This window comes from Negativicoccus succinicivorans (assembly GCF_014207605.1).
Taxonomy (GTDB): domain Bacteria; phylum Bacillota; class Negativicutes; order Veillonellales; family Negativicoccaceae; genus Negativicoccus; species Negativicoccus succinicivorans.
Genome location: NZ_JACHHI010000004.1, coordinates 62,402 through 87,287, shown reverse-complemented (window position 1 = coordinate 87,287; position 24,886 = coordinate 62,402). Strand labels below are relative to the sequence as shown.

At 45.8% G+C, this 24,886-nt stretch carries 19 protein-coding genes, 4 tRNA genes and 1 pseudogene; 2 read left to right on the top strand and 22 right to left on the bottom strand.

Translation table 11 applies throughout. The annotated features are described in order from the left end of the window. The coding region (locus HNR45_RS05170) for an ESPR-type extended signal peptide-containing protein (RefSeq protein WP_260399138.1) at window positions 1-796 on the bottom strand (796 nt) is incomplete at its 3' end. A 380-nt stretch (window positions 797-1,176) separates the two neighbouring features. Continuing rightward, window positions 1,177-4,881 (bottom strand): ESPR-type extended signal peptide-containing protein, encoded by a 3,705-nt coding sequence (locus HNR45_RS05165; RefSeq protein ID WP_159822283.1) that lies wholly within the window; start codon window positions 4,879-4,881, stop codon window positions 1,177-1,179. A 595-nt stretch (window positions 4,882-5,476) separates the two neighbouring features. On the opposite strand from HNR45_RS05165, the gene HNR45_RS05160 reads away from it, so the two are divergent. Then, a complete protein-coding gene (locus HNR45_RS05160; RefSeq protein WP_200841486.1) occupies window positions 5,477-5,881 on the top strand; it encodes a TM2 domain-containing protein in 405 nt (134 codons plus the stop codon). A 160-nt stretch (window positions 5,882-6,041) separates the two neighbouring features. Here HNR45_RS05160 and HNR45_RS05155 read toward each other — a convergent pair whose 3' ends face one another. The 11 genes and pseudogenes from HNR45_RS05155 to HNR45_RS05105 all read right to left on the bottom strand — a co-directional run bounded on the left by HNR45_RS05155 (window position 6,042) and on the right by HNR45_RS05105 (window position 17,292). Then, entirely contained in the window at window positions 6,042-7,328 is a 1,287-nt protein-coding gene (locus HNR45_RS05155) for a DUF2254 family protein (RefSeq protein ID WP_159822285.1), read from the bottom strand. A gap of 379 nt (window positions 7,329-7,707) precedes the next feature. Continuing rightward, window positions 7,708-9,057: an SIR2 family protein gene (locus HNR45_RS05150; RefSeq protein ID WP_235020584.1), complete on the bottom strand. Its 1,350-nt coding sequence runs from the start codon at window positions 9,055-9,057 to the stop codon at window positions 7,708-7,710. A 148-nt stretch (window positions 9,058-9,205) separates the two neighbouring features. Continuing rightward, window positions 9,206-10,816, bottom strand: coding sequence for an RNA-directed DNA polymerase (locus HNR45_RS05145; RefSeq protein ID WP_159822289.1), 1,611 nt, complete (start codon window positions 10,814-10,816; stop codon window positions 9,206-9,208). A 175-nt stretch (window positions 10,817-10,991) separates the two neighbouring features. Continuing rightward, on the bottom strand, window positions 10,992-11,837 hold the full coding sequence (locus HNR45_RS05140) for a KilA-N domain-containing protein (RefSeq protein WP_159822291.1): 846 nt from the start codon (window positions 11,835-11,837) through the stop codon (window positions 10,992-10,994). A 276-nt stretch (window positions 11,838-12,113) separates the two neighbouring features. Next, window positions 12,114-12,659: a GNAT family N-acetyltransferase gene (locus tag HNR45_RS05135; protein WP_159822293.1), complete on the bottom strand. Its 546-nt coding sequence runs from the start codon at window positions 12,657-12,659 to the stop codon at window positions 12,114-12,116. Between the two features lie 300 nt (window positions 12,660-12,959). Next, window positions 12,960-13,175: a helix-turn-helix domain-containing protein gene (locus HNR45_RS05130; RefSeq protein WP_061101759.1), complete on the bottom strand. Its 216-nt coding sequence runs from the start codon at window positions 13,173-13,175 to the stop codon at window positions 12,960-12,962. 61 nt (window positions 13,176-13,236) lie between these two features. Next, window positions 13,237-13,505: pseudogene (locus HNR45_RS05125) on the bottom strand (plasmid mobilization relaxosome protein MobC). Window positions 13,506-13,739: 234 nt separating this feature from the next. Further along, the gene (gene guaA, locus HNR45_RS05120) at window positions 13,740-15,275 is read right to left on the bottom strand and encodes a glutamine-hydrolyzing GMP synthase (protein WP_159822295.1); all 1,536 of its coding nucleotides are present in this window, start codon (window positions 15,273-15,275) and stop codon (window positions 13,740-13,742) included. A 75-nt stretch (window positions 15,276-15,350) separates the two neighbouring features. Further along, window positions 15,351-16,307 (bottom strand): 3'-5' exonuclease, encoded by a 957-nt coding sequence (locus HNR45_RS05115; protein WP_159822297.1) that lies wholly within the window; start codon window positions 16,305-16,307, stop codon window positions 15,351-15,353. Then, complete coding sequence (gene dcd, locus HNR45_RS05110; protein ID WP_159822299.1) at window positions 16,304-16,837, bottom strand: dCTP deaminase; 534 nt, start codon at window positions 16,835-16,837, stop codon at window positions 16,304-16,306. The genes HNR45_RS05115 and dcd overlap by 4 nt, the downstream gene beginning before the upstream one ends. Further along, on the bottom strand, window positions 16,834-17,292 hold the full coding sequence (locus tag HNR45_RS05105; RefSeq protein ID WP_159822301.1) for a hypothetical protein: 459 nt from the start codon (window positions 17,290-17,292) through the stop codon (window positions 16,834-16,836). Before HNR45_RS05105 ends, dcd begins: the two co-directional genes overlap by 4 nt. Window positions 17,293-17,417: 125 nt before the next feature. Here HNR45_RS05105 and HNR45_RS05100 point away from each other — a divergent pair, with 125 nt between their 5' ends. Then, the gene (locus tag HNR45_RS05100) at window positions 17,418-19,022 is read left to right on the top strand and encodes a peptide chain release factor 3 (protein ID WP_159822303.1); all 1,605 of its coding nucleotides are present in this window, start codon (window positions 17,418-17,420) and stop codon (window positions 19,020-19,022) included. A 104-nt stretch (window positions 19,023-19,126) separates the two neighbouring features. Here HNR45_RS05100 and HNR45_RS05095 read toward each other — a convergent pair. The 9 genes from HNR45_RS05095 to HNR45_RS05055 form a co-directional block, all read right to left on the bottom strand. Then, a tRNA-Ala gene (locus HNR45_RS05095) sits at window positions 19,127-19,202 on the bottom strand. Window positions 19,203-19,297: 95 nt separating this feature from the next. Continuing rightward, window positions 19,298-19,373 (bottom strand) — tRNA-Lys (locus HNR45_RS05090). Window positions 19,374-19,622: 249 nt separating this feature from the next. Further along, entirely contained in the window at window positions 19,623-20,360 is a 738-nt protein-coding gene (locus tag HNR45_RS05085) for a heparan-alpha-glucosaminide N-acetyltransferase domain-containing protein (protein ID WP_159822305.1), read from the bottom strand. 103 nt (window positions 20,361-20,463) lie between these two features. Next, window positions 20,464-20,540, bottom strand: a tRNA-Arg gene (locus tag HNR45_RS05080). Window positions 20,541-20,543: 3 nt separating this feature from the next. Then, window positions 20,544-20,620, bottom strand: a tRNA-Pro gene (locus HNR45_RS05075). Window positions 20,621-20,666: 46 nt separating this feature from the next. After that, on the bottom strand, window positions 20,667-22,094 hold the full coding sequence (locus tag HNR45_RS05070) for an APC family permease (protein WP_159822307.1): 1,428 nt from the start codon (window positions 22,092-22,094) through the stop codon (window positions 20,667-20,669). After that, window positions 22,091-22,528, bottom strand: a complete 438-nt coding sequence (locus tag HNR45_RS05065; protein ID WP_034436679.1) for a RuvC family protein — start codon at window positions 22,526-22,528, stop codon at window positions 22,091-22,093. Before HNR45_RS05065 ends, HNR45_RS05070 begins: the two co-directional genes overlap by 4 nt. Window positions 22,529-22,577: 49 nt before the next feature. Further along, window positions 22,578-23,762, bottom strand: coding sequence for a DUF3084 domain-containing protein (locus HNR45_RS05060; protein WP_159822309.1), 1,185 nt, complete (start codon window positions 23,760-23,762; stop codon window positions 22,578-22,580). A gap of 10 nt (window positions 23,763-23,772) precedes the next feature. Then, on the bottom strand, window positions 23,773-24,861 hold the full coding sequence (locus tag HNR45_RS05055) for an LptF/LptG family permease (protein WP_159822311.1): 1,089 nt from the start codon (window positions 24,859-24,861) through the stop codon (window positions 23,773-23,775). Between the last annotated feature and the right edge of the window lie 25 nt (window positions 24,862-24,886).

Here is a 24,886-nt window from a genome sequence, read left to right as displayed (position 1 = left end):
CCAAGGAATAAACGCCCTCTGCTTTTGCCATGTATCCTAATGCTGTCGCCCGATTCGCGCTTGCCTTTGCCTTGTCGCCCGCCGCCAAGGAAAATTTACCGCTCGCATCAGCAAAGGCGCCCACTGCCGTAGCAGATTCTCCCGTCGCGTTGGCAGCGGCACCGAAAGCAGATGCATTCGCGGCGCCGGCAACGGTATTGCTTCCTGCCGCTATCGCATCCCTTCCGCTCGCATTGGCCGCCACGCCGAAAGCGCTCGACTGATCACCGACCGCTTGCGCAGATGCGCCGAAAGCGGCTGCGCCTTTTGCAGTTGACTTTGCACCTTTTCCCGCCGCCAAGGTATAATCGCCGACCGCTTTTGCATAGGGTCCTACCGCCGTAGCATATTTTCCCGTCGCATTGGTCATCACGCCGAAGGCGTTCGCGTATTTACCGTCCGTTTTAGCCCAGGGCCCTACCGCCGCCGAGAAATCTCCCTGCGCGCCTGCAGACGGTCCGACTGCTATCGAAGCGGCACCTTTAGCGCCGTCACTTTCCCAGTTCGTCCCTGCGGGTTTGGCGCTGTTATTGGCATTAACCGAGAAGTAGGGAATTTTTTTATCCGGTGCCGCCGGCGGCGTCGCGGGATCTTCCGCGTAGGCGAGACCGCCCGCGGACAACAAAGACAAGATCATCGCGGCCAGCACCGCTTTGTTGCGGCAACCGGAAGTTTTGCCGAGATTTTTCGCCATTTCCGATACCACGGAACAACTGTTTTTACTCTTGTTCCAAATGACTTCGTATATTCTGTTCATAAGTACAGCCCTCTCCTGATTATAATAAAAAGATAATAACGGGTACTTCTTGCCTTAATGTTATCCCCCTATTTTATTTTCTTCTTATTGATTTGTCTTTGAACTCGTAAAATTTGATCGGCGCAGTTGTTCATTTTTTTACAATACGTGAAATCCGACTTTTCTTTTTCCGTACGCGCCGCTGACGCTTTTTCTGGCGAACGGGGCCGGCTGACCGAGCGGGTTCTTTTTATTTTCCCATGGGCAGGTGCCGGCTGACGATATGCACGAGATGATGTAATAAAAATCTTTTGACTTGTATTTTTTCCATAGAAAAAACCTCAAGTTTTTTTATTTCCTTGAGGTTTTTCCATAATCGGCGATGCCGCGTTTATGAAATTTTATTTCGCTTGCTTTTCTTCATTCACACGGACGCGTTCGATCACCGGTTGTCCGTCGTCATCTTTCGTGACGACATCAACACGGATTCGCGCCAGTTCGGGAGCGAATTCTTTGACCGCGCGGGCATCGAGGCTTACGCCCTTAGACAGTGCTCTGTAAAGCATGGCGGCGAATTCGTAACGCGTCATGCTGCGGTCTCCGGCAAAGTTGCCGTCCGGATAACCTTCGATAATGCCTTGTTCGCAAAGTCCTTTGACATATTCATAGGCCCAATGATTTTCCGGTACGTCCGGGAACATGGCGGCTTGCGCATCCGCGCCTGTCAGCGCGCCGATGAAGCCTTGCAGCTTCGCCATCTGCGCTTCCATTTCCGCCATGCGTTGTTGCATATCCAGCATATCTTTCGCCATCGCGACTCGAGATGTCGATACGTTGTTGCCCTGGCCGAGTTTTACGGAAACGCCCGCGTTCACCATGTTTTCACCGCCGCCGAACGAACCGCCGACGCTGAACATGGTGTCTTCATTCGGACGGTAGTACGCGCCGATAGCGACGGCGTTCGCGCCGCTGTAGTTGCCGTAGCCGGCCGCGAAGTCCCATTTGTCATCCGGATCGAAATCCAGCGGATGGAGAGCGGCAAGCGCAGCTGCGCCCGCGCCGACTCTGTCGACTCGGTTGCCCAGTTCTCCGATACGACCACCCATGTCGTAAATGTTATTTTCCAACTTGGTGATGTTGGTCGTATTGGCGTCGACCTGCTTGTCCAAGACGGTCAGGTTCTGACTTGCCGTGTTTTCGGCTTTGATGTAGTTACCGTCTTTTTCAATTCTTGTTTCGTTGTAAACGGTGCCGCCCGTGACAATGCCTTTATTGTCTTTCTCGACCTTACCGTCCGTCTTGACGTTCAGCTTGTATTCGTTGCTGCCGTCTGCTTGCGCTTTGGCTTCTACGGTCACGGTGTCACTGTCCACGATGGTGTTTCGCGTGTCCGTCACGTTGCCTACAAAGTCGGCAAGGTCTACATAATAGGTCGCCTTGTCATTTCGCGTGAATGTCAGTTTCTTGGTCGTCGCGTCATACGTGCCGCCGGTCGTGTACGTGTTGGTAGCCGAAAGTGTGTAGGTGCCGTTTCCCTTGTCCGGTTTTACTGTGATATTATCGCCCGCTTTGATCTTCGTCTTAGTCTTCGCGATTTCCTCTACTGCTCTCAGTTGCGCTACGTTGACCGCATCGGTATTGTCCGTACCCGCGGCTACGCCTGTAATCTGACGGGTCGCATCAGCATTTCCTACCGAAACGGCCGCCAAATCTCCTTTTACCGTAGCTTTTACACCTGCATCTTCATGGAGATATACTTTTTCTGCATCCGCTTTTTCACGGTTCGCCACGGAGTCGCTCCCGAGAGCTACGCCGCTCGCGACGGTGGTGTTGGCGTTATGTCCGATGACGGTGGCGTCTTTGACGTTGGTTTCCGCGCTTTCATCCGCCGAGCCGAGAACGATGCTTCCGTCCGCTCCCGTCAGTTTTCTCTTGTCGCCGAGAAGAACGGCGCCGGTCGTGTCTTTCACTTCATTATCCGAGCCGATCATGGTGACATGGGTGACATTTTCCGCTTTATTTTTGAAACCGTCCACGAGGTTATAGGTGCTTACCTTATCCTCGGTTCCCGTGAGAGTATTATTGACGCCCATAATCTGAGACGCCATGGTGTAGTCCGCGGTATTGCCGCCGCCGACCACCATGGTCGAGCCGCCGGACTCGCTGTCAATAGTCATTTTGCGGAGCTTTTCGATCATTTCGTCCGGCGTAGCTGCGCCGCTACTAAAGCTGTCGGGCAGTCCGGATATGTACTTATTCGAATTGGTCACTTTATTGCCCGCGCCGAAAATCAAAGTACCGTTCGTATTTTCCGTCATATTGGCGAGACCGACAATGCTGTTGGCAATGCCTGCCTCATTGCCATGTCCTTTGGACTGGATCGTATTCAAAGAGCCGACGACGGTGGAGCCGAAATTTTGTGTTGTAGAGCCGCCGGTGCTGATGGAATAAGCGCCGATCATCGTGCCGAAAACACCTTTATTAAAGGTATTCGTACCCACCGTAGTCTGATTAACGTAGTTCGCTTCCCCATTCGTTTTATCCGTGATATCGACGCCGCCCATCTTGCCCAAGTAGGTATGCGCGCCGATCTGGATACTGCCCGTGCGGGCGTAAGAGTAAGCGCCGATAGCAATTCCTGTCGCGGACCGTTGCGGATCATTCAGTGTGCCAAAACCTAAGAGTCTTTCCTGCCTTCCGCCACCGTTGAGAACATACGCGTTCTTGCCGATCGCCACGCCGCCGGACAATTTCGTATTCGATGCTACTCCGGCACCATCACCGATCGCCACGGTGCTTAACGAATCGGCGCTCGCGCCATGACCGATCGCCACGGCGTTTGTACCCGTCGCGAGGGCATTGTGTCCGATCACTGTGACATCTTCTACTTTGATTTCTTGAAGGGTATCGGAAACACCGAGCACGACGCTGCCATTGGCTTTCGTTAATTTTCTTTTATCACCGAAAACGAGCGCATTCTTCGTATCGGTGACTTGGTTTTCCGAGCCGATAACAGATACATGGCTGATGTTTGTGCCCACATTTTTAAAACCGTTAAGAAGATTGTAGTCACTTGCGGTATTTTCCGTGCCGGTCAGTGTATTATTGACACCCATCAGCTGGGAGGCCTTGGCATAATTCGCCTTATTTCCCCCGCCGATAGCGAGAACGGCGCCACCGCCATTGGAAGATTTTACGGTCTTGCGAAGCGTATCCGCGAAATCCTTGGCGGAAGCTCCACCGCCCGCAATTCCGGAAAGCGCGCCTATCGAATTTTCAATTTCATTCCCGGCGCCAAAAATCAGCGCGCCATTCGCGTTATTCGTTCTGTTCGCAATGCCCACCACACTGTTGGCGATCCCGGATAAATTGGATGATGAACTCGCGGATTCGATGCTGTTGAGCGAGCCTACAATACTGGCGCCCATATTTTGCGTACCATAGGGTGACCACTTACTGCCATCGTATTTTCCGGAAATAATCGAATACGTCCCGAGGACGGAAGAAAACGCGCCCTGATTATAGCTGTTCGCGCCGATTGTCGTGGCATTAATGTTGATGTTTTTGGATTTTACGTTTTGCACCTTGGAGCCGTCGACGTCTGTATCTCCCAGTTTGCCTATGTATTTATGGTCGCCGATCATGGTGCTGCCGGAGCGGGCATACGCGTTCTGGCCGATGGCGATGCTGCTCGCCCACTTTGTCTCATCTTGCTGATTAAATTTGAAATTTTTTTCCTGATTGCCATACAGATTTTCGACAAAGGCGTTCTTGCCGATGGCAATACTGCCTTCCTGATGGACATAATCATCAATTTGCACATGATCGCCAATGGCGACAGCCCCGTTTTTGCCGTCATTATTCCGTAACGAAATACCATTGCCGATTTTGACATTCTGGTTGCCCGATTCGACAAAGGTCGTCACTCCGTCAAGCTCCGCGTATGCCACGCCGGGAATGAAGCCCAACGCAAGAACCGTCATGACGGCCGCGATGGATTTTCTTTGCCGACTTGAGATCGCTTTCCCGTAACCTCTGGCGATTTCAGATGTCACTACCCAAGCGCCCCTTACTTTACTCCAAACAAGCTTGTAGATTTTATTCATGTTTTTCTCCTATACTTTTCTGAATGCGTTCCAAATAACCATTCTGTCCGATAGAAAATGAACCTTCCGGGGGATTTCCCGATATGCTTTCTTGCATACTTTATCGTCTTAGAGTAAGCACTTCCTTTCAGAAAAACTTGCGCTTGCTTGGAAGTTGTGACTATTTCCACCATCTGCCAAGTCCGGCATGCATTTTTGAGATCCTGACATATAACTATGACTCTATATACAAATCTTTCTTATTTGTATTATAGATGTATTACAGGTTAATTACCCCCCCCTATCTCTATATAAATTTCGCATGTTATATATGATTTTAATGCATTGGTACGTGAGCATGCATTCTAAGCGCTGACAGAATTTGAGGGATCCGCCTTTGTGATAACGGATGCCCGTTTTTGTAGTCGAAAGAATAAAAAAAGAACCTCTTAACAGATTCCTTGTGTTTTATTCTTTATAAAAACAGTTTTCTAAATCTAAAACTTATGGTATTCTAATCACAAATGGTTTTGTCAGATGCCATGGTTGATTCTGCAAAAAATACACGCGGCATTCGCGACAAAAACGGAAAGCGTTACCAGAAAGGGGTGCTACTATGGATGAAAACAACCGAAAGTCGGAGCAGGTAAACGAGGAAGTTCATTCTTCAGTAATGGATGATGTCTCCGCGAAAGAGACCGAATCGCAGGCAGAACCGGTAGAGGAACGTATCATCGAAAGGACGACGATCATCAAAGAAGTCCCTGTGAACAAAGGTGTAAATCGGGTAGTGTATATCTTGTTAGCTTTTTTCTTCGGCACGCTAGGAGTGCATCGCTTTTATGCGGGGCATGCTTTCGCCGGAATATGCTATCTTCTTTGCAGCATCATCGGCTGGAGTCTGACGTGGTTCTTAGGAATCGGCTTTATTATATTGGGCATTGAACTGATATTTTGTCTGTATGACATCGTGCGGGCCGCTTTCGCATCCGCAGATGCGAACGGCCAGATCCATGTATAAGCCGACATACCGATTTAATGGGTACGGTTCAGGTGCATGTTTTTCTTTTCTTTAGCTTTTTCAAATGATCAATAACGGAACACGAAAAAGACCGTGAATGTGCGTTCACGGTCTTTTTGTTTCGCGGAATAATCCGCATCCTCTTTGATTAACCTTTTTTCTAAGCTGCGTGTTCTTCAAGCTTCTGTTTGATCGCTTTGAACTTATTCAGATGCACTTCGTGGCTAAAGTTTTCTGTCAATATTTCATACGAGGCATCAAAAAATTTCTTGACATCTTTTTTAGCGCTCATCCCCGCCATCATATAAATGATATAAATGCCCTGTAAAATCGCCTTGGTCACCATCGGATCTCCACCGGAGTAGGAAATAATCTGGCTGAATGCAAGGTATAACTCATCTTTGACAGAATAACTTTGGTAGATTATTTTGGTATCTTCACCTTCTTTGAGAACTATAAATTGATTATCTGTGGCCAAGAGCTTCCCCAGCAACGATGACATTTTATTGATACATGTAATCGCGGTATTGGGATCATTTATCCCGGGGCTCAACGCCATGTTCGCAATTTCGGTAAGTTTGACAATGCCCTGATGATAGTCTTCTTCTTCATTGTTGTACATGTTTATTAAAAACAATGCACTGATTTTTTCTTTCAGCTCTTCCGTTTTTTCAGTATTTAATTCCCCTTGAAAAATTTTTAAATCGCCCAAGGATTCGCCTTCGGCTGCGTATTCACTAATTCTCTTATCGATGACCAGCTCCGCTTTGATCCCTTTAAGCTCTTTTAAAATATCATCCTCATTTATTTTGAACAGATACCCCGAACTCCCTGCTACGATAGGGATCTCGGTTGCTTGTTCATCTTCTTTATAATGTTCCGCCTTTTTTCTGAGTTCTACCTGTTCGTCAATAAGCTTGTCACAGTCAGCATAGACCGCTTCGATAATATTTGAAATTTTAATGTTATCGATAACCTGTTTGGAAAACGTGATAAACCCCATCATTGCAATGATTAGATACGCGATCCCGAAACTTCCGGCAACGACACGTTGATCCGGTCCGAGGCCTTGTAAAAGCAAAATACTGATCGCGGAATAAAAGAAGCCGCTGACAAATACACCGTATAAACCGATTACTCCCGTTCTGTCGATAAACGCCTGCAGCATTCGCGGCGATATGCTGCTGCTGTATTTGTTGAGCACAGTAACGATAATGGTAAAACAAAAAATGCTGATGGTTAAAAATACACCCGAGATGTTCGAAAGAAAATCAACAGACACTTCCACCGACAGCAGTAACGACCTCGGGATATAGGATTTCATGAAAGGATATCTGAGATCAAAAACCCAAGTGATTAAAAGAAGCAATAACGTCCAAATGATAAACTTTGACATCTTTAAAAGGTTTTTTTGATTAAAAAACCACATCCTGATTTCAGATACCATGTTTTCCTCCCGCAGTAAAGCATTTTTTATCATCATTATCTTATCATATCTGCTTACATTTTATCCCGATCTCCTTACGATCAATAAAGAAACACGAAAAAAGACCGTGAATGTATTCACGGCCTTTTTATTTGAGGTAAGTACTTTGAAACTATGACTCAAATTATTCCCGTTCTTCTTTTCCAAATGTACGACATATCTCAAACCATTCAAAATACTACACTCTGTTTTTTTAGAGTATCACTAAATCCACCTAATTATAGGACGTTTTCAAATTTCTAGTCCCGTCCCAGTCCCAGTACCGGAAGAAAATTCGTACCTCACTAATATACCGACAACACCCTTTAGTTGTGAATAGAATGGCTGAAATAATCTTCAGCTAAATAAACCAAGGCATAAAATGAGGAACTAAATCATTCATATTTTGTACTTTTCCTAAACAATATTCAAAGTGTTTTTTATTTCTATTTTCTGATATATATTTAAACAGATCATCTTTTGTCTCAAAGTAGTTCTCTTCATATATAAATAATGGAGGTATCTTTGCTTCTTCCGGATTGTTAACAAATAATAATAGCGATAGCAAACCATCACAATATCCCAGATTGTAGAACGCTTGATCGTAATTTTCTTCTGACATACGCTTTTCATAATAACTCTCGTATGATTGAATCTTAGGCTGAAAGTAACCAGGAATCAAATATTCTCCATTACTTCTATGCGCAACACACCTCTCTAAAGCATGTATAAATGCATCTTGATAAGCTATTGATAATAGTAATTCAGGAAAATCTTTAATCTCGTTTCGATAAGTATTTGATTCAAAAAGCTTAATATGCTCTTTTTTAATGAAACACAAAAGTTCTTCTGCATAATCATAAATATCACTTGAAACAAGTCGACCTTCTGCTATTAATATATTGTTTAATTGGTGAATAAAATATGTTCCATCAGTAATAATGGGGATTACTCTTGAGTCTACATTTACTTTCCATTTTTCATCAATTGTGACTAAATAAAATTGATTGCTAAAATCCCCCATCTTTTCGGTTAATATATCTAACAACCTATTAAGATCCTCATCTCCAAAGGAAAAACCAATAAAGACAACAGTACTACTTGCCAGAATAGTTTTTAGCCTATCTCCTATTAATTCGCTAGAAAGTCTACTATATGATTTCTCATAATCCTTTTCGGTAGCTACTATTGACCCAACATTATTAATTGATCCATGTATTTTAAATACTCTTTTTTTAAACACATTCCACAAAGTAACATCAGTATCATTAATTACGGGAGTACAATCACAATAATCTTCAAAATATGTATCCCAATTTGTTGTAATTATCGTTTCAATGAAAGGATTTGCAGCAACTTCTCTATGAAAACTAGTAGCTGCATTTAATAATTGAGGAAAAGAATCTATGAAATCAAATTTTTCTTTAATTTTATTTAGCAATTTCCTACGACCATTGGGAAATGTATCAATATATAAACTCATTAGCCTAGAAAAACTGGTGTCTAAATCAACTTTCTTATTTGTCTTATCTTCTATCTCACATAAAATACTTGTGTAAAATGATTCAGGAAAAACAGATTTTGACTCTGTGCTTATACCTGCACCACAAAAAAGAACTAAATTGTTTTTCAAAACGGACTCAATAATCTCTTTAGGCATATCAAAATTTTTATTATTTTTACAAATCATACATTCACAAGGTTCATACACATTCAAACTTTATCCTCCTATTCTCTTCATTTCCATCAATTTTATAAAAATACTAGTGACAATTTTTTACTAACTTTCTTCTATTTACTAGTCCTACTCCCACTTTTCTTTTTTTTTACCATTAGTAAAAATATCCCTTCTAAAACATCTATCTATTACCATTATCTTTTACTATTTTATTAATGAAATAATCATCTTCATGAATTTTAATATCTTTGAAAAATACTCTTTTTTCACCTTTTGAAAGGCCACTACTAATCATCTTTAAAATTTGCCTTTCTTCCCATTTATCTGCGCGATAATAGTAATCTCTAATTTCAAGCAATTCTCCTCTCGATAGCTTTCCATCTAAAGCCTCCAATAATGCTCTCCCAATATAATCTCCTGAATTTCTCTTCAAATTTCTAAACGAATTTAACAAAATTTCTTTATTTTCAAGTAAATGAGTAGAATATATTCGCACTAAATACACTTGAATATATTCTGGTACGTCCACATCTGTCATCCATTCCTCAAAATCATTTTGAATTTTAATTAAATATTCCTTACAAATACCTTCACATTTTATTACAGTATCAATAAAATAAGGTATAAATTGAGGAAACTTTTTTATTATATTAGGAAGTTCCGTCAATCTTCTGTATTCTTCTTTTGCAATTATAGTACGCATAATTGTTGTAATCGCTTTTTCTTCAATAAGCATGCTATTATTAGCATCATTAATAAGCTCATTCAAGTCATTCTCTTTTAATTTTTCAATTTCTGCGTTAGATAATTTTCTAAATTTGCTAGGAATCAGACCTGAATAACCTCTTATTATTTTAGGAAGATTTGGCTGCTTATCATCAACTTCGTCAAAAGTAACATCATTTTGAGCATTATTCACATCACTACTAAGATTTTGTTTGTTATAGTTTGAAATATCTTTAACTTTAGTTTTTTGAGTGTTTAAAAACATACCTTCTTTGCTTAATTTTAAAGTTAATAAAGCAAGATTACTGTGAGCTTCAAATGCGTTTTTAGCAAAAATCCTATAATCATCCACAAATCGGCAGAAATCAATTCCTTTTGAAAAAAGATAGTTATCTACTTCGATTAAAGCAACCTCTGCAAGTATCCTTGAAGCATTAGAACCAACTGGTAACCCATAAGAATCTCTATTTGCCCAGTACAATAACAATTCATTAATTAAAGATATTATATCAACATCAATCTTTGGATTAGATCTTAGAATAGATTCAATTCTATGAATATTTAATCTATCATAAAAATTTGATATGTCACACTCCACTATAACTTTATTCTTAGTATATTTGCTTTTTTCCAAGGTTCTTTGTCTAAAGGCAGTGTAATGAAATTTGCCATCAAAAAGTTTACCTTTAAAACTTCCAAATCTATAAGAAAAAACTCTATTTTTACTCTTGTTTATTCTCATTTTTTCTATCTCGTCAGCAATACTAATTACCAATGTCAAATATACAATTTCATCATAAATGTCAATTAAAGCACATTTCCTATAATCTGACAAACTCTTCTTTGGCACCAATACATGCCCTAATTTATGAACTTTTAGCTCTGAAAATTTATTTTTTTGAATATTCGAGCAAACCATACTGCATAATTCTTCTCTTACTTCCTCATCTTTTAGATAATCAATTTCAAAAGCTCGATTAAACAATTCTACATCTGTCGTTCCTTCATACAAAATGTTGTCTATAGCTCTAAAACAGGATTTTCGTAATATCGCTTTCTTTAACATATCCTTCTAAAAAACCTCCTCTATAACACCCAACTACTGTCATTCTTTTAAATCCTAATTCATTATAAAATTTTTTAGTCCAATAAATATCAAAAACTGATAATTCAGGAATCATTCTATTAAAATCTATATTCCTCCTCGACAAATAAAATTCACTATTTGTTACTTAAAATTATTATTTCTTCCCTTCTAATTTTTTAATACTACTATCACCAAGCTTTTTAAGTGACATCAATTGTGTTCTAGCAAGTTTTCTAAGTTCTATCATTCTTTCTTTTTGTTCCATTCCTTTGCTAATAAGAACGGCATTGTAGCTTTCTATATTTGCAAGCACCAATAACTCATTAATACTTGCATAGTCTCTCATATTTCCTTTTAGGTCAGGATTTTCTTCACGCCAATCTTTAGCGGTTCTATTAAATAATGCTACATTTAACATATCCGCTTCACTAGCATACTTGAATGATAATTGTTCACTGGTCAAATCTTTAAGTAAGCATTCTTTAATTGCATCTGTGTGGATTTTATAATTAATCTTTGATATTTCTCGATGCAGATTCCAAGTTAATGATAATTTTGAGTTTTCATCTTCTTTTAGTCTTTTATAATCTTGAATAATATATAGCTTAAATTCTGGAGAAAGCCAAGACGCAAATTCCATCGCTATATCATAATGAGCATAAGTTCCACCATATCTACCAGATTTTGAGACTATTCCAATAGCTCCAGTAGATTCTATCCATTTACTTGGTGTCATTGTAAATCTATTTAAACCTGCTTCATTTCTAAACGTGTCGAATTGCACACGGTTAAAATTTGGATTATTAAGTGTTTCCCATAATCCTATAAATTCAAGCGTGTTTCTATTTCTCATCCAGTTTTGGATTACAAATCTTGGATCATCTGTGTTTTTATACTTTGCTATATCCGTTAAGCTTATATAATCATTTTTAAAATCTTCAGTATAAACTTGAATTGAAAATCCCTTAGCAGAAATTTGCTCTTTATTTATTTTTGACAATTTACTCCCTCCTTACACTAGTGTACTCCTTACAATAGTCATTATATAATCATTACTCTAAGCAGCACACCAACTATTAATTTTCCGAGTTTTAAGCTTTGGTAGAAATCTTGAGCTCCTCATATTTACATAACTATTTGTCTCCATCTATATTATGACATGAAACCCTCAAAAAAATCCTATAGTATTATTAATGATTGCAGACACTATCTTTTCAATCTATTCAGGCGGATTGTTAATCGCATTAACCGAAAAATTTATACTTTGAAAATTTATTTAGATACTTTTTACCATTGTTATATTATTGTATCGTGTTCCATCCTTCAAAATAAACGCTTCCGGTATTTCTCTCACTTTGACGAATCCTAATTTTTCATAAAGAATCTGACCTCTTTTATTACCTGAGAAATAGTGCAGTTCAATTTGGGTAAGTCCCCATTCCTTAGCATAGTCTTCAAGACAAAGGAGCATCTTCTTTCCTATTCTTAGGTTCCAAAATTCTTTCAGAACTGTAACAGCGACATTTCCTCGATGACGCATTTTCAATTTTTTTGATCTTGAAATCTGAACACTTGCAATCAATCTTCCATCAAACTCAGCTATAATCATTAGAATATCTTCAGATTCATTAAAACTTTTTATCATCTTCTCTTCCTGTTCAACAGTCAAAGTTATTTCTTCTGGATAAGAGTATAAAAAGTTAGATTCTCCCATAACGGTTTTCAAATATTCAATAGTTTCTGCAGCGTCTTTTACTTGAATTTCTCTAATTTCGCAAATCCTACCATCTTTCATTTCAAAACTTACTGGTATGTATTTCATATTTATACCTCACTTATTTTTTTTGTAATATTTTCTTCTTCCTAAATCATTTTACAAATGTGTGTAAAAATCATTCAATCCTTATTTTTATTTTTTGTTTCTACTAATATAAATAATCTATCATTTTCAAATCTTATATCTAAGTATTGATGGTTTGTGTCTGTATCTCCTTTTTAGTAATCTTTTATATTTTTCCCAACTGTTTTAAGTGCTTGAACATAACTAAATTCCCCTGATTCAGTATTGCCGATCTGATACATGTTACCTATTTTTTGAATTATTTCGTATCTATTCATTTAATTACCTCACATAATCCATAATGTCTTCAACCTTACACTCGAGAACATAACAAATCTTTGCTATTGTTTCCAAGTCAATTCTCTTAACCTTGTTATTGCAATAAGAATTAAGTTGCGTCCTTTGAAGATTTGCTTCTTTTTCCAATTTATTTTTGCTTATATTTTTCTCTTCTAAAACTTGGTCTATTTTAAAAATAATTTTGCCAAAGTTTTGCATAAATTTCTCTCCCTTGTCATTTTAAAAATCGGCATTTCATTTGAATATATTATATCATATTTTAAAAACTTCTTACAGGTCTAAGATTTTTTAGATAAATTCTATTTAGTTTTTTTAATAACAGGGAATGTATATCCCATATCTCTTTTGCCAAGTTTCTATTTTTTCTCTCATATAATCTATATCTTTCTTGTAAATGACTCCCGTTGTATTAGTTGCTTTTGCAATCTGGTTTATATTATTTGTTGCATTTGAAAGCAACCATTGGAGATTTCTAAATGGTTCTAGATCTACAATATAAATTTCTTTTTCTTCATTTGTTAAATATATTTTTAGTTGATTTTTTTAATTTATTTTATACTAGATGTCGCTTTTGATTGTACAACCTATCAAATAAAAAAGACCATAACGCTTAAGTTACGGTCTAATTTTTTGTCCAAATGTAAACCACTTGGAACTATTATTCAATTTATTCTTTTTTACAAATGTTCCCATTTTAATCCCAGTTACAGTTTTTCATCTTCTGTAACAGTTGATTTTACAAGGTTTTTTAGTTTTTTGCGACTATTCCCACTCGATCGTCGCCGGGGGTTTGCCGGTGATGTCGTAGACAACTCGGTTGATGCCTTCGACTTCATTGACGATGCGGTTGGATACGATGTCAAGGACTTCGTACGGGATGCGGGCCCATTCGGCGGTCATGAAGTCGGTGGTGGTGACGCCGCGCAGCGCGAGCGTGTACGCGTAGGTGCGGCTGTCGCCCATGACGCCGACCGAACGATTCGAGGTGAGTACGGCGAAATATTGGTTCACTTTGCGATCCCAGCCGGCATTTTTGATTTCTTCCCGCCAAATGGCGTCGGCTTCCCGCAAGGTGTCGAGTTTTTCTTTGGTGACTTCGCCCATGATGCGGATGCCCAAGCCGGGCCCCGGGAAGGGTTGCCGCCAGACGAGGTAATCGGCGAGGCCGAGTTCTTCACCGAGCGCGCGCACTTCATCTTTGAAGAGGTCGCGCAACGGTTCGATCAGGCCTTTGAAGTCGACAACGGCCGGAAGGCCGCCGACGTTGTGATGGCTTTTGATGACCGCGGCGTTGCCGGTGCCGCTTTCCACGACGTCAGGATAAATGGTGCCCTGCGCGAGGTAGTCGACTTGACCGATTTTGCGTCCTTCTTCTTCAAATACGCGGATAAATTCTTCCCCGATGGTTTTGCGTTTTTGTTCCGGATCGGTAATGCCTTTTAAACGTGCGAGGAAACGATCGGCGGCGTTGACGCGGATGAAGTGCATGCCGCTGTCGGCAAAGGCGGCTTCGACTTCGTCGCCTTCATTTTTACGCATCAAGCCGTGATCGACGAAGATGCAGGTAAGTTGCGAGCCGACCGCGCGCGATAAAAGCTGCGCGCAAACGGACGAATCGACACCGCCCGAAAGGGCGAGCAATACTTTGCCGTCGCCGACGGTGTCGCGAATTTCTTGAATGGCCGTCTCGGCGAAATGTTCCATCGTCCAGTCGCCGCGGCAACCGCAGACGTCTAAAATGAACGAGCGCAGCATCTGCATGCCCTCTTTGGAGTGGTTGACTTCCGGATGGAATTGCACGCCGTACAGTTTACGACGGGTATCCGCCACCGCCGCGACCGGCGTGTGCGCGGTTTTGCCGATGACTTCAAAGCCGGTCGGCGGCTCTTCCACGTAGTCGCCGTGGCTCATCCACACATCGGTTTCCGCGGAAACGTTGGCGAAGATATCGCCGTCCGCCAATTTCTGCACTTTGGCATAGCCGTATTCACGGGTAATCGGCCGTTTGACGTCGCCGCCGAGTTCCCGACACATCCACTGCATGCCGTAGCAAATGCCGAAGATCGGGATGCCCGCTTCAAAAATGCGGGAGTCAAGTCGCGGCGCGCCGTCTTCGTAAACGCTCGCCGGTCCGCCCGTAAAGATAATGCCTTGCGGTTTTTCCGCCAATATCTCGTCCAAGTCGCGCGTATAGGAAACAATTTTCGAATATACGCCGCATTCACGCACGCGGCGCGCAATCAGCTGAGCGTACTGCCCGCCGAAATCAACGATGATAATTCGTTCTGTCGGTACCATATGAATCTCCTCTAATACATAGTTATTTTACTGTTTTATTATAGCATGACGCACGTCGCGTATACGACTGTCGCGTCAACGGAACGCGGGGTTGCTTTTCGCCTCATGCAGTCGACGGCGCCTTGTATTGCGCTCAGCGACATCCCGATACCAGGCGATCAGCAACGGTACCGCCCGATACGTTTCGCGCGCGACGCCATGCACGGTGCCGCGGCCTTTTTTATATTGATACGTTTTCCAGCGAACGAGGTAGCGCTTTCCCAAGTGATCCATCGCAAGCGCCAGTAATGTGTGCCGCCGCAACCGCTCCGGCTCGGTCAAGGCCAACGGCGCGTCCTGATCGGGCAGGTAAATTTCCCAAATGGCGGGATCCGCCCAAGCGGATTGACTGTCGCGGTAACCGTCAAAATATTGAAATTCGACGGTCGGACGAAATTCAAGCGGCCCCAAGTTACGATGAAAATCGTATTCGCGAATAGCGCGCCGCAAGGGCAGGCGTTCGCAAATTTGCGCCGTATACGCCGCGTCATTGACCGCGCGATGCGCGTCGTCCGCCATCGCCACGCCCATGTACTCGGCCGCGCGCGCCAAGCCGTACTGCTCGTAAGTGTCCAAGCAGTAGCGACCGAAAATTTTTTGCGCATCGTACCAAGGTTTGAGCCACGTCCGCGGCAAATGATGCAGACGCAGGTTTTCCGCCAGCACCTGTCGATCGGAGGTCCCCCATGAAAGCAACAACGCGTCGTCGCCGCACCAGCGGTTAAATTCCGTCATGACGGTTTTGAAATCGTCTTCCTCCTGCAGCATCTCCCAGGTAATCCCCGTCAATCGCTTGACGTGCGGATGCATACGGCGCAGAAAACTCGGCTTCACCAAGCGATCGAAGCGATCGCTCAAGTCGCCGTCGCCCGTCATGCGAACCGCGCCGATCTCGATGATTTCGCCGGAAAGCGGAAACCCGATCTCGTTTTGCATCGCCAGCTGGTACGGTACGATTTCGTTCCATTCCAAGTCGAAGATAATGCAGTTCATGCGTCGTTCTCGCGTTCAAAATCCTTGTACAAAAGACTCGGCTGAATGCCTTCATTATGCTGGTATTTGCCGCTCTTGTACGGCTCGTAGTCGCCTTCGATCAAATGGTAATAAATTTGGCAAAGTTCCACGTTGGAGTAAATTTTGATCGGCTGCACGCAAAACATTTCCAGCGTCCAATACCCCGCGAAACCGACGTCGCCGAAACCTGCTGTCACATGGATAAAAAGTCCCAGCCGGCCGACCGACGAACGCCCTTCGAGCATCGGCACAAGTCCTTCCGTGCGGGTGTATTCCGCCGTACGCCCCAAGTAAAGCCGCTGCGGTTCCAACCACAAACCGTCGTCGGGGATCACAATGCGATGCGCGGTATTTTTCTTTTTCATATCGAGCTTCGGTTCATCATAAACGAGCAATTCGTTCGCCAAGCTCAAATTGTAACTGTTCGGGTTCAATTTTCGCGGATCGAACGGATCGATAAAAATATTTTTGCCCAGTCGCCGCTCGATTTCTTTTCCGGATAAGATCACTTTTGCCCCACCTTGCCGCTATACAACTCTTTCATGCGCCAGATTTGCGCCGCCACTTTGTCCGCGCGCCGCGCGCCGACCGGCAAACGCCACCATTCGACCACGCTTTCCGCCCGCGGGCTGTAGCCGCGACAGACGACGTAACGCTTTTTCGCATTCTCGTGTTCACCGTCGATAAAAGGCTGCACATTCACTTCATAGATATAATTCCAGGGAATTAAAATATTGCTCGCCAGCAACTTCGCTCCCTTACTGTCCAAGCGCAACAGCTTGGTCGGGAAAAAGTAGCCGTACAGGCAATACAAAAAGGCGATCGCACACGCCGCGACAAAAATTTCACTGCCGCGCACTTTCATGATCTGCCAAACCGCGACCGAGACGGCCGTCACAAATGCGAACGCGCCCATTTTCTGCAAATAATCCCGCTTGTCTTCACGAATAAAAACCGGTTTCATGCGCACACCCTTTCTTCTTTTGATGTCTTTTATTATACCTTTTATCGCCCGCCCCAACAACCGCCCGCGCGCTTTCAAGGAAACGCGGATCATGTTATAATTTGGAGATATGAAGGAGTGACAGTATGAACTTTACGCAAGAAATCAACCGTCGCCGTACGTTTGCCATTATTTCGCATCCGGATGCCGGTAAAACGACGCTGACGGAAAAATTATTACTTTACGGCGGCGCGATCCACCTCGCCGGTTCGGTCAAGGCTCGCAAAACGGCGCGGCACGCCGTTTCCGACTGGATGGAAATCGAAAAGCAGCGCGGCATCTCGGTCACGAGTTCCGTTTTGCAATTCGATTACGAAGGACACCGCGTCAATATTTTGGATACGCCGGGTCACCAGGACTTTTCGGAGGATACGTATCGCACATTGATGGCGGCGGACAGCGCCGTCATGCTGATCGACGTGGCGAAAGGCGTCGAAGCGCAGACGGAAAAACTCTTCCGCGTATGCGCGGATCGCGGGATTCCGATTTTTACTTTTGTCAACAAAATCGACCACTTCGGACGCAATCCGTACGACCTGATGTCCGAGCTTGAATCGATGCTCGGTATTCGCGCCTGCCCCATGAATTGGCCGGTCGGCATCAACGGCAAATACCAGGGCATCTACGAACGCGAAACGGATACCGTGCACGTGTTTGAACGCTCGGGCGATCATGGTCAGAACAAACTCGCCGTGACCAGCGGCAAGCGCACCGCGCCTGAAATTCAAGCGTTGCTCAGCGAGGACGTGCTCGCTCAACTGGAAGAAGATATTGAGCTTTTAGACGTCGCGGGAGATCCGTTCGACGCGGAAAAAATCGCGCACGGCAAGCTGACCCCGCTCTACTTCGGCAGCGCGATGACGAATTTCGGCGTGCAGCCGTTTCTCGAAAGCTTTTTGAAAATGGCCCCCGCGCCGGCGCCGCGTCGGGCGCTGGAGGAAACCGTCTCACCGCAAAATGAAGATTTCTCCGCTTTCGTCTTTAAAATCCAGGCGAACATGGACCCGAAACATCACGATCGCATCGTCTTCATGCGTATTTGTTCGGGACAGTTTGAAAAAGGCATGAGCGTCTTGCATCGGCAGTCGGGCAAAACGATCCGCCTGACCCAGCCGCAGCAATTTTTGGCGACGGAACGCACCATTATCGAATCCGCCTATCCCGGCGATATCATCGGCGTATTTGATCCGGGCACGATGGGCGTCGGCGATACCTTGTGCGATCCGAAACACGTCGTCACCTTCGCCGATTTTCCGGTATTTCCGCCGGAACTTTTCGCGCGCGTCGCGCCGAAAGACAGCCTGAAGCGTAAACAATTCTTAAAGGGAATGCGCCAACTGTCGCAGGAAGGCGCGATTCAAATTTACACGCAGGGCGAAGGCCGTGAATCCTTTATCATCGGCGCCGTCGGTCAATTGCAATGGGACGTGCTGCAGTATCGTCTGCAAAACGAATACAACGTCACGGTGGAGCTGATTCCTCTCCCCTACAGCGTCGCGCGTTGGGCGCTGAACGCTACGCCGGAAGACCTCACCGGGCTCGGCACGTCGATGATCGTCTACGACAACAAGCAACGTCCGGTCATTTTGCTCGCCAATGAATGGCAAACGAATTGGCTCACCGAACGCAATCCGGGCGTGACTTTTGTAGCGTCGCCCCCGATCGTCACTGTGGATCAGGAAGAAAAATAAAAAAGAGTCGCTTGACTCTTTTTTTATTGCGCCCCTTTTCCCGCGGGAAACCGCCGTATATTTCAACAAAAAATCCGTAAACCGAAGTTTACGGATTTTTGATTTGGTGGAGATAAGCGGGATCGAACCGCTGACCTCTTGAATGCCATTCAAGCGCTCTCCCAGCTGAGCTATACCCCCATGTGTAACGCTCATAGTATACAGAAATCATGTCTTTTTGTCAAGATTGCATGACAAAGTAAAACCCCGCGGTAGGACGGCCGCGGGGAAAAGGGTGGTGGACCACCAGGGGTTCGAACCCTGGACACCCTGATTAAGAGTCAGGTGCTCTGCCAGCTGAGCTAGTGGTCCATGACAAAGTATATTATATTACGCAGGGCGCCTTTTGTAAAGAAATAATTTAGCACCTCGCGCACCGTAGCAGGTATTTCGGCCTTGCTTTTTCGCATTGCCGGTCTTTTTCACGCCGCAGCGCGCCAGTCATATAACGCTTTGCCTATCGCATTGTTTCTCGCCAATGACTGCTTTCAACCCCTCTTTCTCGTATTTATGCGCCGCCACCGACCGCGTTTTCGTTTAGTTGATGCTTTTGGCTCACGCTCACGTTGATAGAAAAATCATGAACAAAAGATACAAGATCGGTTGGTGCAGTAAATAAATCGGTAATGTATGCCGGCCGAGCAACGCCAAGATCGGAAAATTCGTCGTGACGAGTTTTGAAAGCTGTCCCTTCGCGGCGCCATGACGAAATAAAAAGTATCCGTTCAAAAATAAAAATATCCACGGAAACAAGGGGAAATAATCAAGCGACTGAAACTGCGGATCCGGCAAACCGAAGTACGTTGCTATCATTCCGCTGTACCAATATTCCGGCAGCGCAATCGAAAACAAGAACGCGTTGCCCAATATGCCGTCAGCTACTTGAAATGTCAGCGCAAAGAACAGGGCGCTGAGCCACCAACCTGCTTGGGCGGGAACGCGACGCAGCAGAGGCAACAGCCAACTTGTCAGCAGCATGCACGAACCGATGCAGGTCAAAATGCCGAACCAAATCGCCATCTCCGGCCATACCCACAGCGTCGTCAGAGTCACCAAGGCGCCCGCCAACAGGATAGTAATGGCGCGTCGTAACGGTCGCTTACCGATACCGACCACAAATCCCGAAAGCCAAATAAAGGACCAGCAGATGGCTTGTTGCCAAATGACCAGTGGCGCGCTGAAAAGTAAATCCAAGCGTTGCGGGGTCCCGAAAAAAAGAAGATCCCACACGGCATGGTAGACGATCATATTCACAAGCCAAAACCCGCGCCAACTGTCCAATTTTCCATACCGAAGCATGCGCCGCCCTCCTTGGTTTTTATTTTAGCACGATCATCCGTAGCGTCGGTCGAAAAAGCAGATAATAAAAAGCACCTCCGCGTTAGCAAAGGTGTTTTTTGTATGGTGTCCCAGGAGGGATTCGAACCCCCGGCCCACGGCTTAGAAGGCCGTTGCTCTATCCAACTGAGCTACTGGGACGAATGGTCGGAGCAGCAGGATTTGAACCTGCGACCCCCTGATCCCAAATCAGGTGCGCTACCAAACTGCGCTATGCCCCGAGTCTGCGGTATAACAGGGTAATTTTATCAGTTTTGTCAAGACGTGTCAATTCTGCGCTTTCTGCACACGCTTGCCGCGGAACATGTATAAGACCGCGCCGAAACATAGCCAACCGCATAAAATCAACCACTCGACCCAAGTCAACGCGGCGGGGCTGCCCGGTACCACCAGCAGCGCAATCACGGCGCCGCCGGCGAGAACGCCCGCGCCGATGCCGACTTTTCCGCCCGGCACTTTGTACGGCCGCGGCAAGTCCGGCTCGAGATCACGCAGACGGTAGCAAGCCATCGTCACCATGGTGCACGGCACGATAAAGGCCAAGGCCGCGACTTCGGTGAGCGGCAACAGCATGCTGTAACCCAGAAACGGTCCGATGACGGTCAATACCGCGAGTAAAATATTGGCCGCTTTCGGCGTGCCCGATTTCGGATCGACATGCGCGAAGACGGCGGGCAGTTGCCCTTTGCGTCCCATCGCCAGCATGATGCGGGCCGTCGCCGAAAAAAGCGAATTCATCGGTCCGAGCGGTCCGATCGTCGCAATGGTGAGCATGACCACATACAGATAAAAGTGGATCGATTGTAAACTGGAGAGCGCCGGGATCGGCATTTTGACAAATTCCGTCCACGGTAAAATCGTACTGAAGGCATAAATGCAAACGAGGTAAAACACGCAGGAAGCCAACAGCGCCCAGCTGATGACGCGGCCGAATTGGTGCCAGTCGAGATCTTCATGCGCTTCTTCCGCCTGGTCGGGAATCGTATCCAGACCAGTGTAGAAAAACGGCGTCAATACGAGCACCGCGGCGAGACCCGTCCAAAAATTCGTTCCGTTGGTCGCCGCCGCGGGACCGGTCACGACTTCAAACCACGGCAAAAAATTTTGCGGACTGCCTTTAAAGAAGGAGACCGCCATCGCCACGCACATGCCGAAGAGCAGCGTGCGCGTTAAAAAGGTCTGCAGACGCGCCATTTGCAGTGAGCCGCGAAAGTTTTGCCAGATGACGTAGCCGGAAAACAGCAAGGCGATCAACACCGGATACAGATAGACGTCCGACCCCATGATCGTATACAGCTTATATGCGCGTAAAACCGGGAAAATTTCGGCGACAAGTTGCGTTATGATCGTTGCCACGGCCAATGATTCCCAAGGGCATAAAACGCCGTCTCCGAACGCGAGCAACCAACCGGCGACAAAGGACGCCTTGCTGCCGAACGCGCGTTCAATGTATTCGACAATACCGCCCGAGATAGGAATGGCGGAGGTAAGTTCCCCAAATACCGCCGCGATCGGCAAAAGCGTCAGCGCGCCCAGCAAAAAGGCCAACATAGCCGCCAGCGGGCCGCCGCCGACAATGACCCAATCGCCTACCATCAAAATCCAGCCGGTACCGACAATCGCGCCGAAGCCGATATTAAAATAATGCGAAACGGTCAGCGTCTTTTTTACATGTCCTGTTTCCGCGGTTTTCATTGTTTCCTCCTGCGGGCATGCGCCAGCTGTTCCGGCATATCGTTGCCCAAATAAATTTCCGCAATAATCCAAGCGACAAAATCATCCACCGGTTCCGGCGGCGTCTGCCATGATGTCGGAATCAGTTTGCGCCAGCCTTGCCGCGGAGTGTACCGCCAGTAACGGATTTTTCCCATTTCCGTAGTATAGCTTTCATCGACTGTCGTATAGCCGATTTCATGCTCTTGCGCCAACCGCGCTAAAATATGTCCGATTTCTTTACTGCGCGTGCCGTTGCCGCTGACGATTTGCGTGATCGGATACTGCTGAAAAACGGTTTGGCAGAACGGCACCAAATCGTTTGTCGGAACAATTTCTTTATGTATCAGCTCAGCGTCTTCACGGACAACCGCTGTTCCCGTTTTCGCCGAACCCGGATCAATGGCTAAAATCATACTTCCTCTTTTTCCCACAAAAATCCCCGCCGCAGCGGGGATGAATTATTTATTTCGCAGTGACGATAATATCGATTCGCACAGGCCCTTCCGTATAAATGTCCTGTTTGGCCACGGCACGGAGATTGACGTCGCCCCCCTTAGCCGCGATTTCCTGAATGGTATTAAACAACTGCAATCCGTCCACCTGACCGACGGTGCCCGTCAACGGATCCGGCAAGACGCCTTTTTGCGTCGCGTGCTGATTGACATCCTGCAGGAATTGCAACACGCGCATTTCGACATTGGCGCGACCGTTGTAGGCGGAAAGGTCCGTTGCATACACCGTTTCGCCTTGCCGATACAACAGCAGATCGTCATGAATGACAAAGTCGACCCAGGCGGGTTCGCCATAGATGATGTTGCCCGCCGCCACAACGCGAACCAGTTTTTTCTGCGCGGAATTCTGTAACTCCGCCGATGCTTTCTCCAATGTCGCCGGCAGCACGCGAATGAGCGTGGTGTCTTCCTGCGTATTAAGCTGTTTTTGCAGCCGCCGGTTCGTATCATTCAACACATTCGCCAAGACCTGCCGCGCCTGATCGGCGTTCAAGTGGCTTTCGACAACGGCGCTGGAAAGTATCTGACCGACACGGAAGATGACTTGCCCTTCCCGCAGGCTGACGATATTGGTGCGTAAACGTTCCGCTTCCGCATCGAGTTTCTGAATATTTTCGGTCAGTTCGCCGCGCATCGTTTCCAATTGGGCGATTTCTTCGGCGGAGGCATGCACATCGGCCTGCGCTTTACGATACGCATCTTCCACCACTTGCAGTTGCGCGCGCATGTAGCTTTCCTGTTCCTGCGCCAGCGCCAGTTGCGTATTCGTTTCGCGCACGCGTTCGGTCATGTGATTATATTCCGTAGTCTGTTCCGCCAGTTGCGCTTTACTGCGTTCCAATTCAGCATTCTTTTGCTGCACTTCGCTGCCCAAACGGCTCAGTTCGCCCTGCAACTGTTCCATACCGAAAAGCGCCGTCCGAACGTTCTCGGAAAGAGCGCTGAGAACGCCGATCGTCATCGCGGCGATCATGATACCGGTGAGTACCGTAACCAAAATCGACGTGTGTTTCGGTCGCATGCCGAAGAGAGAAATTCTTTTTTTACCGACCTTACTGCCGATTTTATCGCCCAAGAAAGCGATCAAACCGCCCATGACGGCCAGCACGCAAAAGATTAAAATGCCGATTTCCATACCTGCTCCTTTATCGTGAGGCGCGCCGGATCAAGATGACTCCTGCCACGGCCGCCAATATATTCGGCAACCAAACCGCCACCGCCGGCGCGAACACATGTCCCTCGCCCAGCGCAGCGGTAAATGTCATTAACGCATAGTAGATGAAAATAACAATGACGCTCAGTCCGAAACCGAGGGACGATGAAGAACGCTGCCGCTGCACACCGAGCGGCGCGCCGATCAACGCAAATACAAAACTGGCGAAGGGTAATGAAAACCGCTGGTGCAGTTCCATTTGCAGGCGTGTCGTATCGACGTACGCCGCTTCAAACGCCTGTATCTGCTGCGTCAATTCACGAATCGTCATCGTTTCCGGCTTTTTCTTTACTTCCGTCACCTGCGTCGGTGTCGTCGTGAACGGCAAGACCTGTTCTTCAAAATGCAGCATGCGATCGACGCCGTCGCCGCCCGAAATATCGTAAACAGTGCCGTTGGATACTATCCAATGACCGTCTTGCCAACGCGCCTCGGGCGCGTTTTCAATCCGCACCAGCTGATTGTTTTGGAATTCCTGAATGGTAATCGTCTGCAAAACTTCGCGTTTATCATCGTACTTACGCGCGTACAGCAAATGCCCGATCGAGTCATCGTTGACGTCTTTCAAAACGATGTGTTCATGCACCTGCGGTTTGACGTTATTCTTGATTTCGTGATCAATGGTGTATTCGTACGCGTATGTGGCGGCCGGCACAACGTATTCATTAAATAATACCGTCGCCATGCTGATGACCAAACTCAACGCGATAATCGGCGCGATAAGACGTGTGAAGCTTTGCCCCGCCGTGCGCATGACGATGAGCTCGCTGCTGCCCGATGTTCGCGCGACGGCCATTAACGCCCCCAGCAAAACCGACATCGGGAAGGTGTAGACAATAATCTTCGGCAAGGCCAGGAAAAATACCTTGGTGACCGCCCAGACGGAAGCCCCGTAAGAAGTCAAAAGCTGCGCGATACGGAACAGCAAGTCAGCGCCGATGAAGATCGCGGTAAACGCGGCGACACCAAATAAAAAAGGCGCGACAAACTCCCGTAACATGTATTTATCTAAAATCCGCATACGTATCTCCTGCTCTTGCTCCTTT

Excerpts from the sequence above, each read along its gene's own strand:
- HNR45_RS05165 (WP_159822283.1), bottom strand. The coding sequence starts at position 4,881 with ATGAATAAAATCTACAAGCTTGTTTGGAGTAAAGTAAGGGGCGCTTGG.
- HNR45_RS05160 (WP_200841486.1), top strand. The coding sequence starts at position 5,477 with ATGGATGAAAACAACCGAAAGTCGGAGCAGGTAAACGAGGAAGTTCAT.
- HNR45_RS05155 (WP_159822285.1), bottom strand. The coding sequence starts at position 7,328 with ATGGTATCTGAAATCAGGATGTGGTTTTTTAATCAAAAAAACCTTTTA.
- HNR45_RS05145 (WP_159822289.1), bottom strand. The coding sequence starts at position 10,816 with ATGTTAAAGAAAGCGATATTACGAAAATCCTGTTTTAGAGCTATAGAC.
- HNR45_RS05135 (WP_159822293.1), bottom strand. The coding sequence starts at position 12,659 with ATGAAATACATACCAGTAAGTTTTGAAATGAAAGATGGTAGGATTTGC.
- HNR45_RS05130 (WP_061101759.1), bottom strand. The coding sequence starts at position 13,175 with ATGCAAAACTTTGGCAAAATTATTTTTAAAATAGACCAAGTTTTAGAA.
- guaA (WP_159822295.1), bottom strand. The coding sequence starts at position 15,275 with ATGGTACCGACAGAACGAATTATCATCGTTGATTTCGGCGGGCAGTAC.
- HNR45_RS05115 (WP_159822297.1), bottom strand. The coding sequence starts at position 16,307 with ATGAACTGCATTATCTTCGACTTGGAATGGAACGAAATCGTACCGTAC.
- HNR45_RS05105 (WP_159822301.1), bottom strand. The coding sequence starts at position 17,292 with ATGAAACCGGTTTTTATTCGTGAAGACAAGCGGGATTATTTGCAGAAA.
- HNR45_RS05100 (WP_159822303.1), top strand. The coding sequence starts at position 17,418 with ATGAACTTTACGCAAGAAATCAACCGTCGCCGTACGTTTGCCATTATT.
- HNR45_RS05085 (WP_159822305.1), bottom strand. The coding sequence starts at position 20,360 with ATGCTTCGGTATGGAAAATTGGACAGTTGGCGCGGGTTTTGGCTTGTG.
- HNR45_RS05070 (WP_159822307.1), bottom strand. The coding sequence starts at position 22,094 with ATGAAAACCGCGGAAACAGGACATGTAAAAAAGACGCTGACCGTTTCG.
- HNR45_RS05065 (WP_034436679.1), bottom strand. The coding sequence starts at position 22,528 with ATGATTTTAGCCATTGATCCGGGTTCGGCGAAAACGGGAACAGCGGTT.
- HNR45_RS05060 (WP_159822309.1), bottom strand. The coding sequence starts at position 23,762 with ATGGAAATCGGCATTTTAATCTTTTGCGTGCTGGCCGTCATGGGCGGT.
- HNR45_RS05055 (WP_159822311.1), bottom strand. The coding sequence starts at position 24,861 with ATGCGGATTTTAGATAAATACATGTTACGGGAGTTTGTCGCGCCTTTT.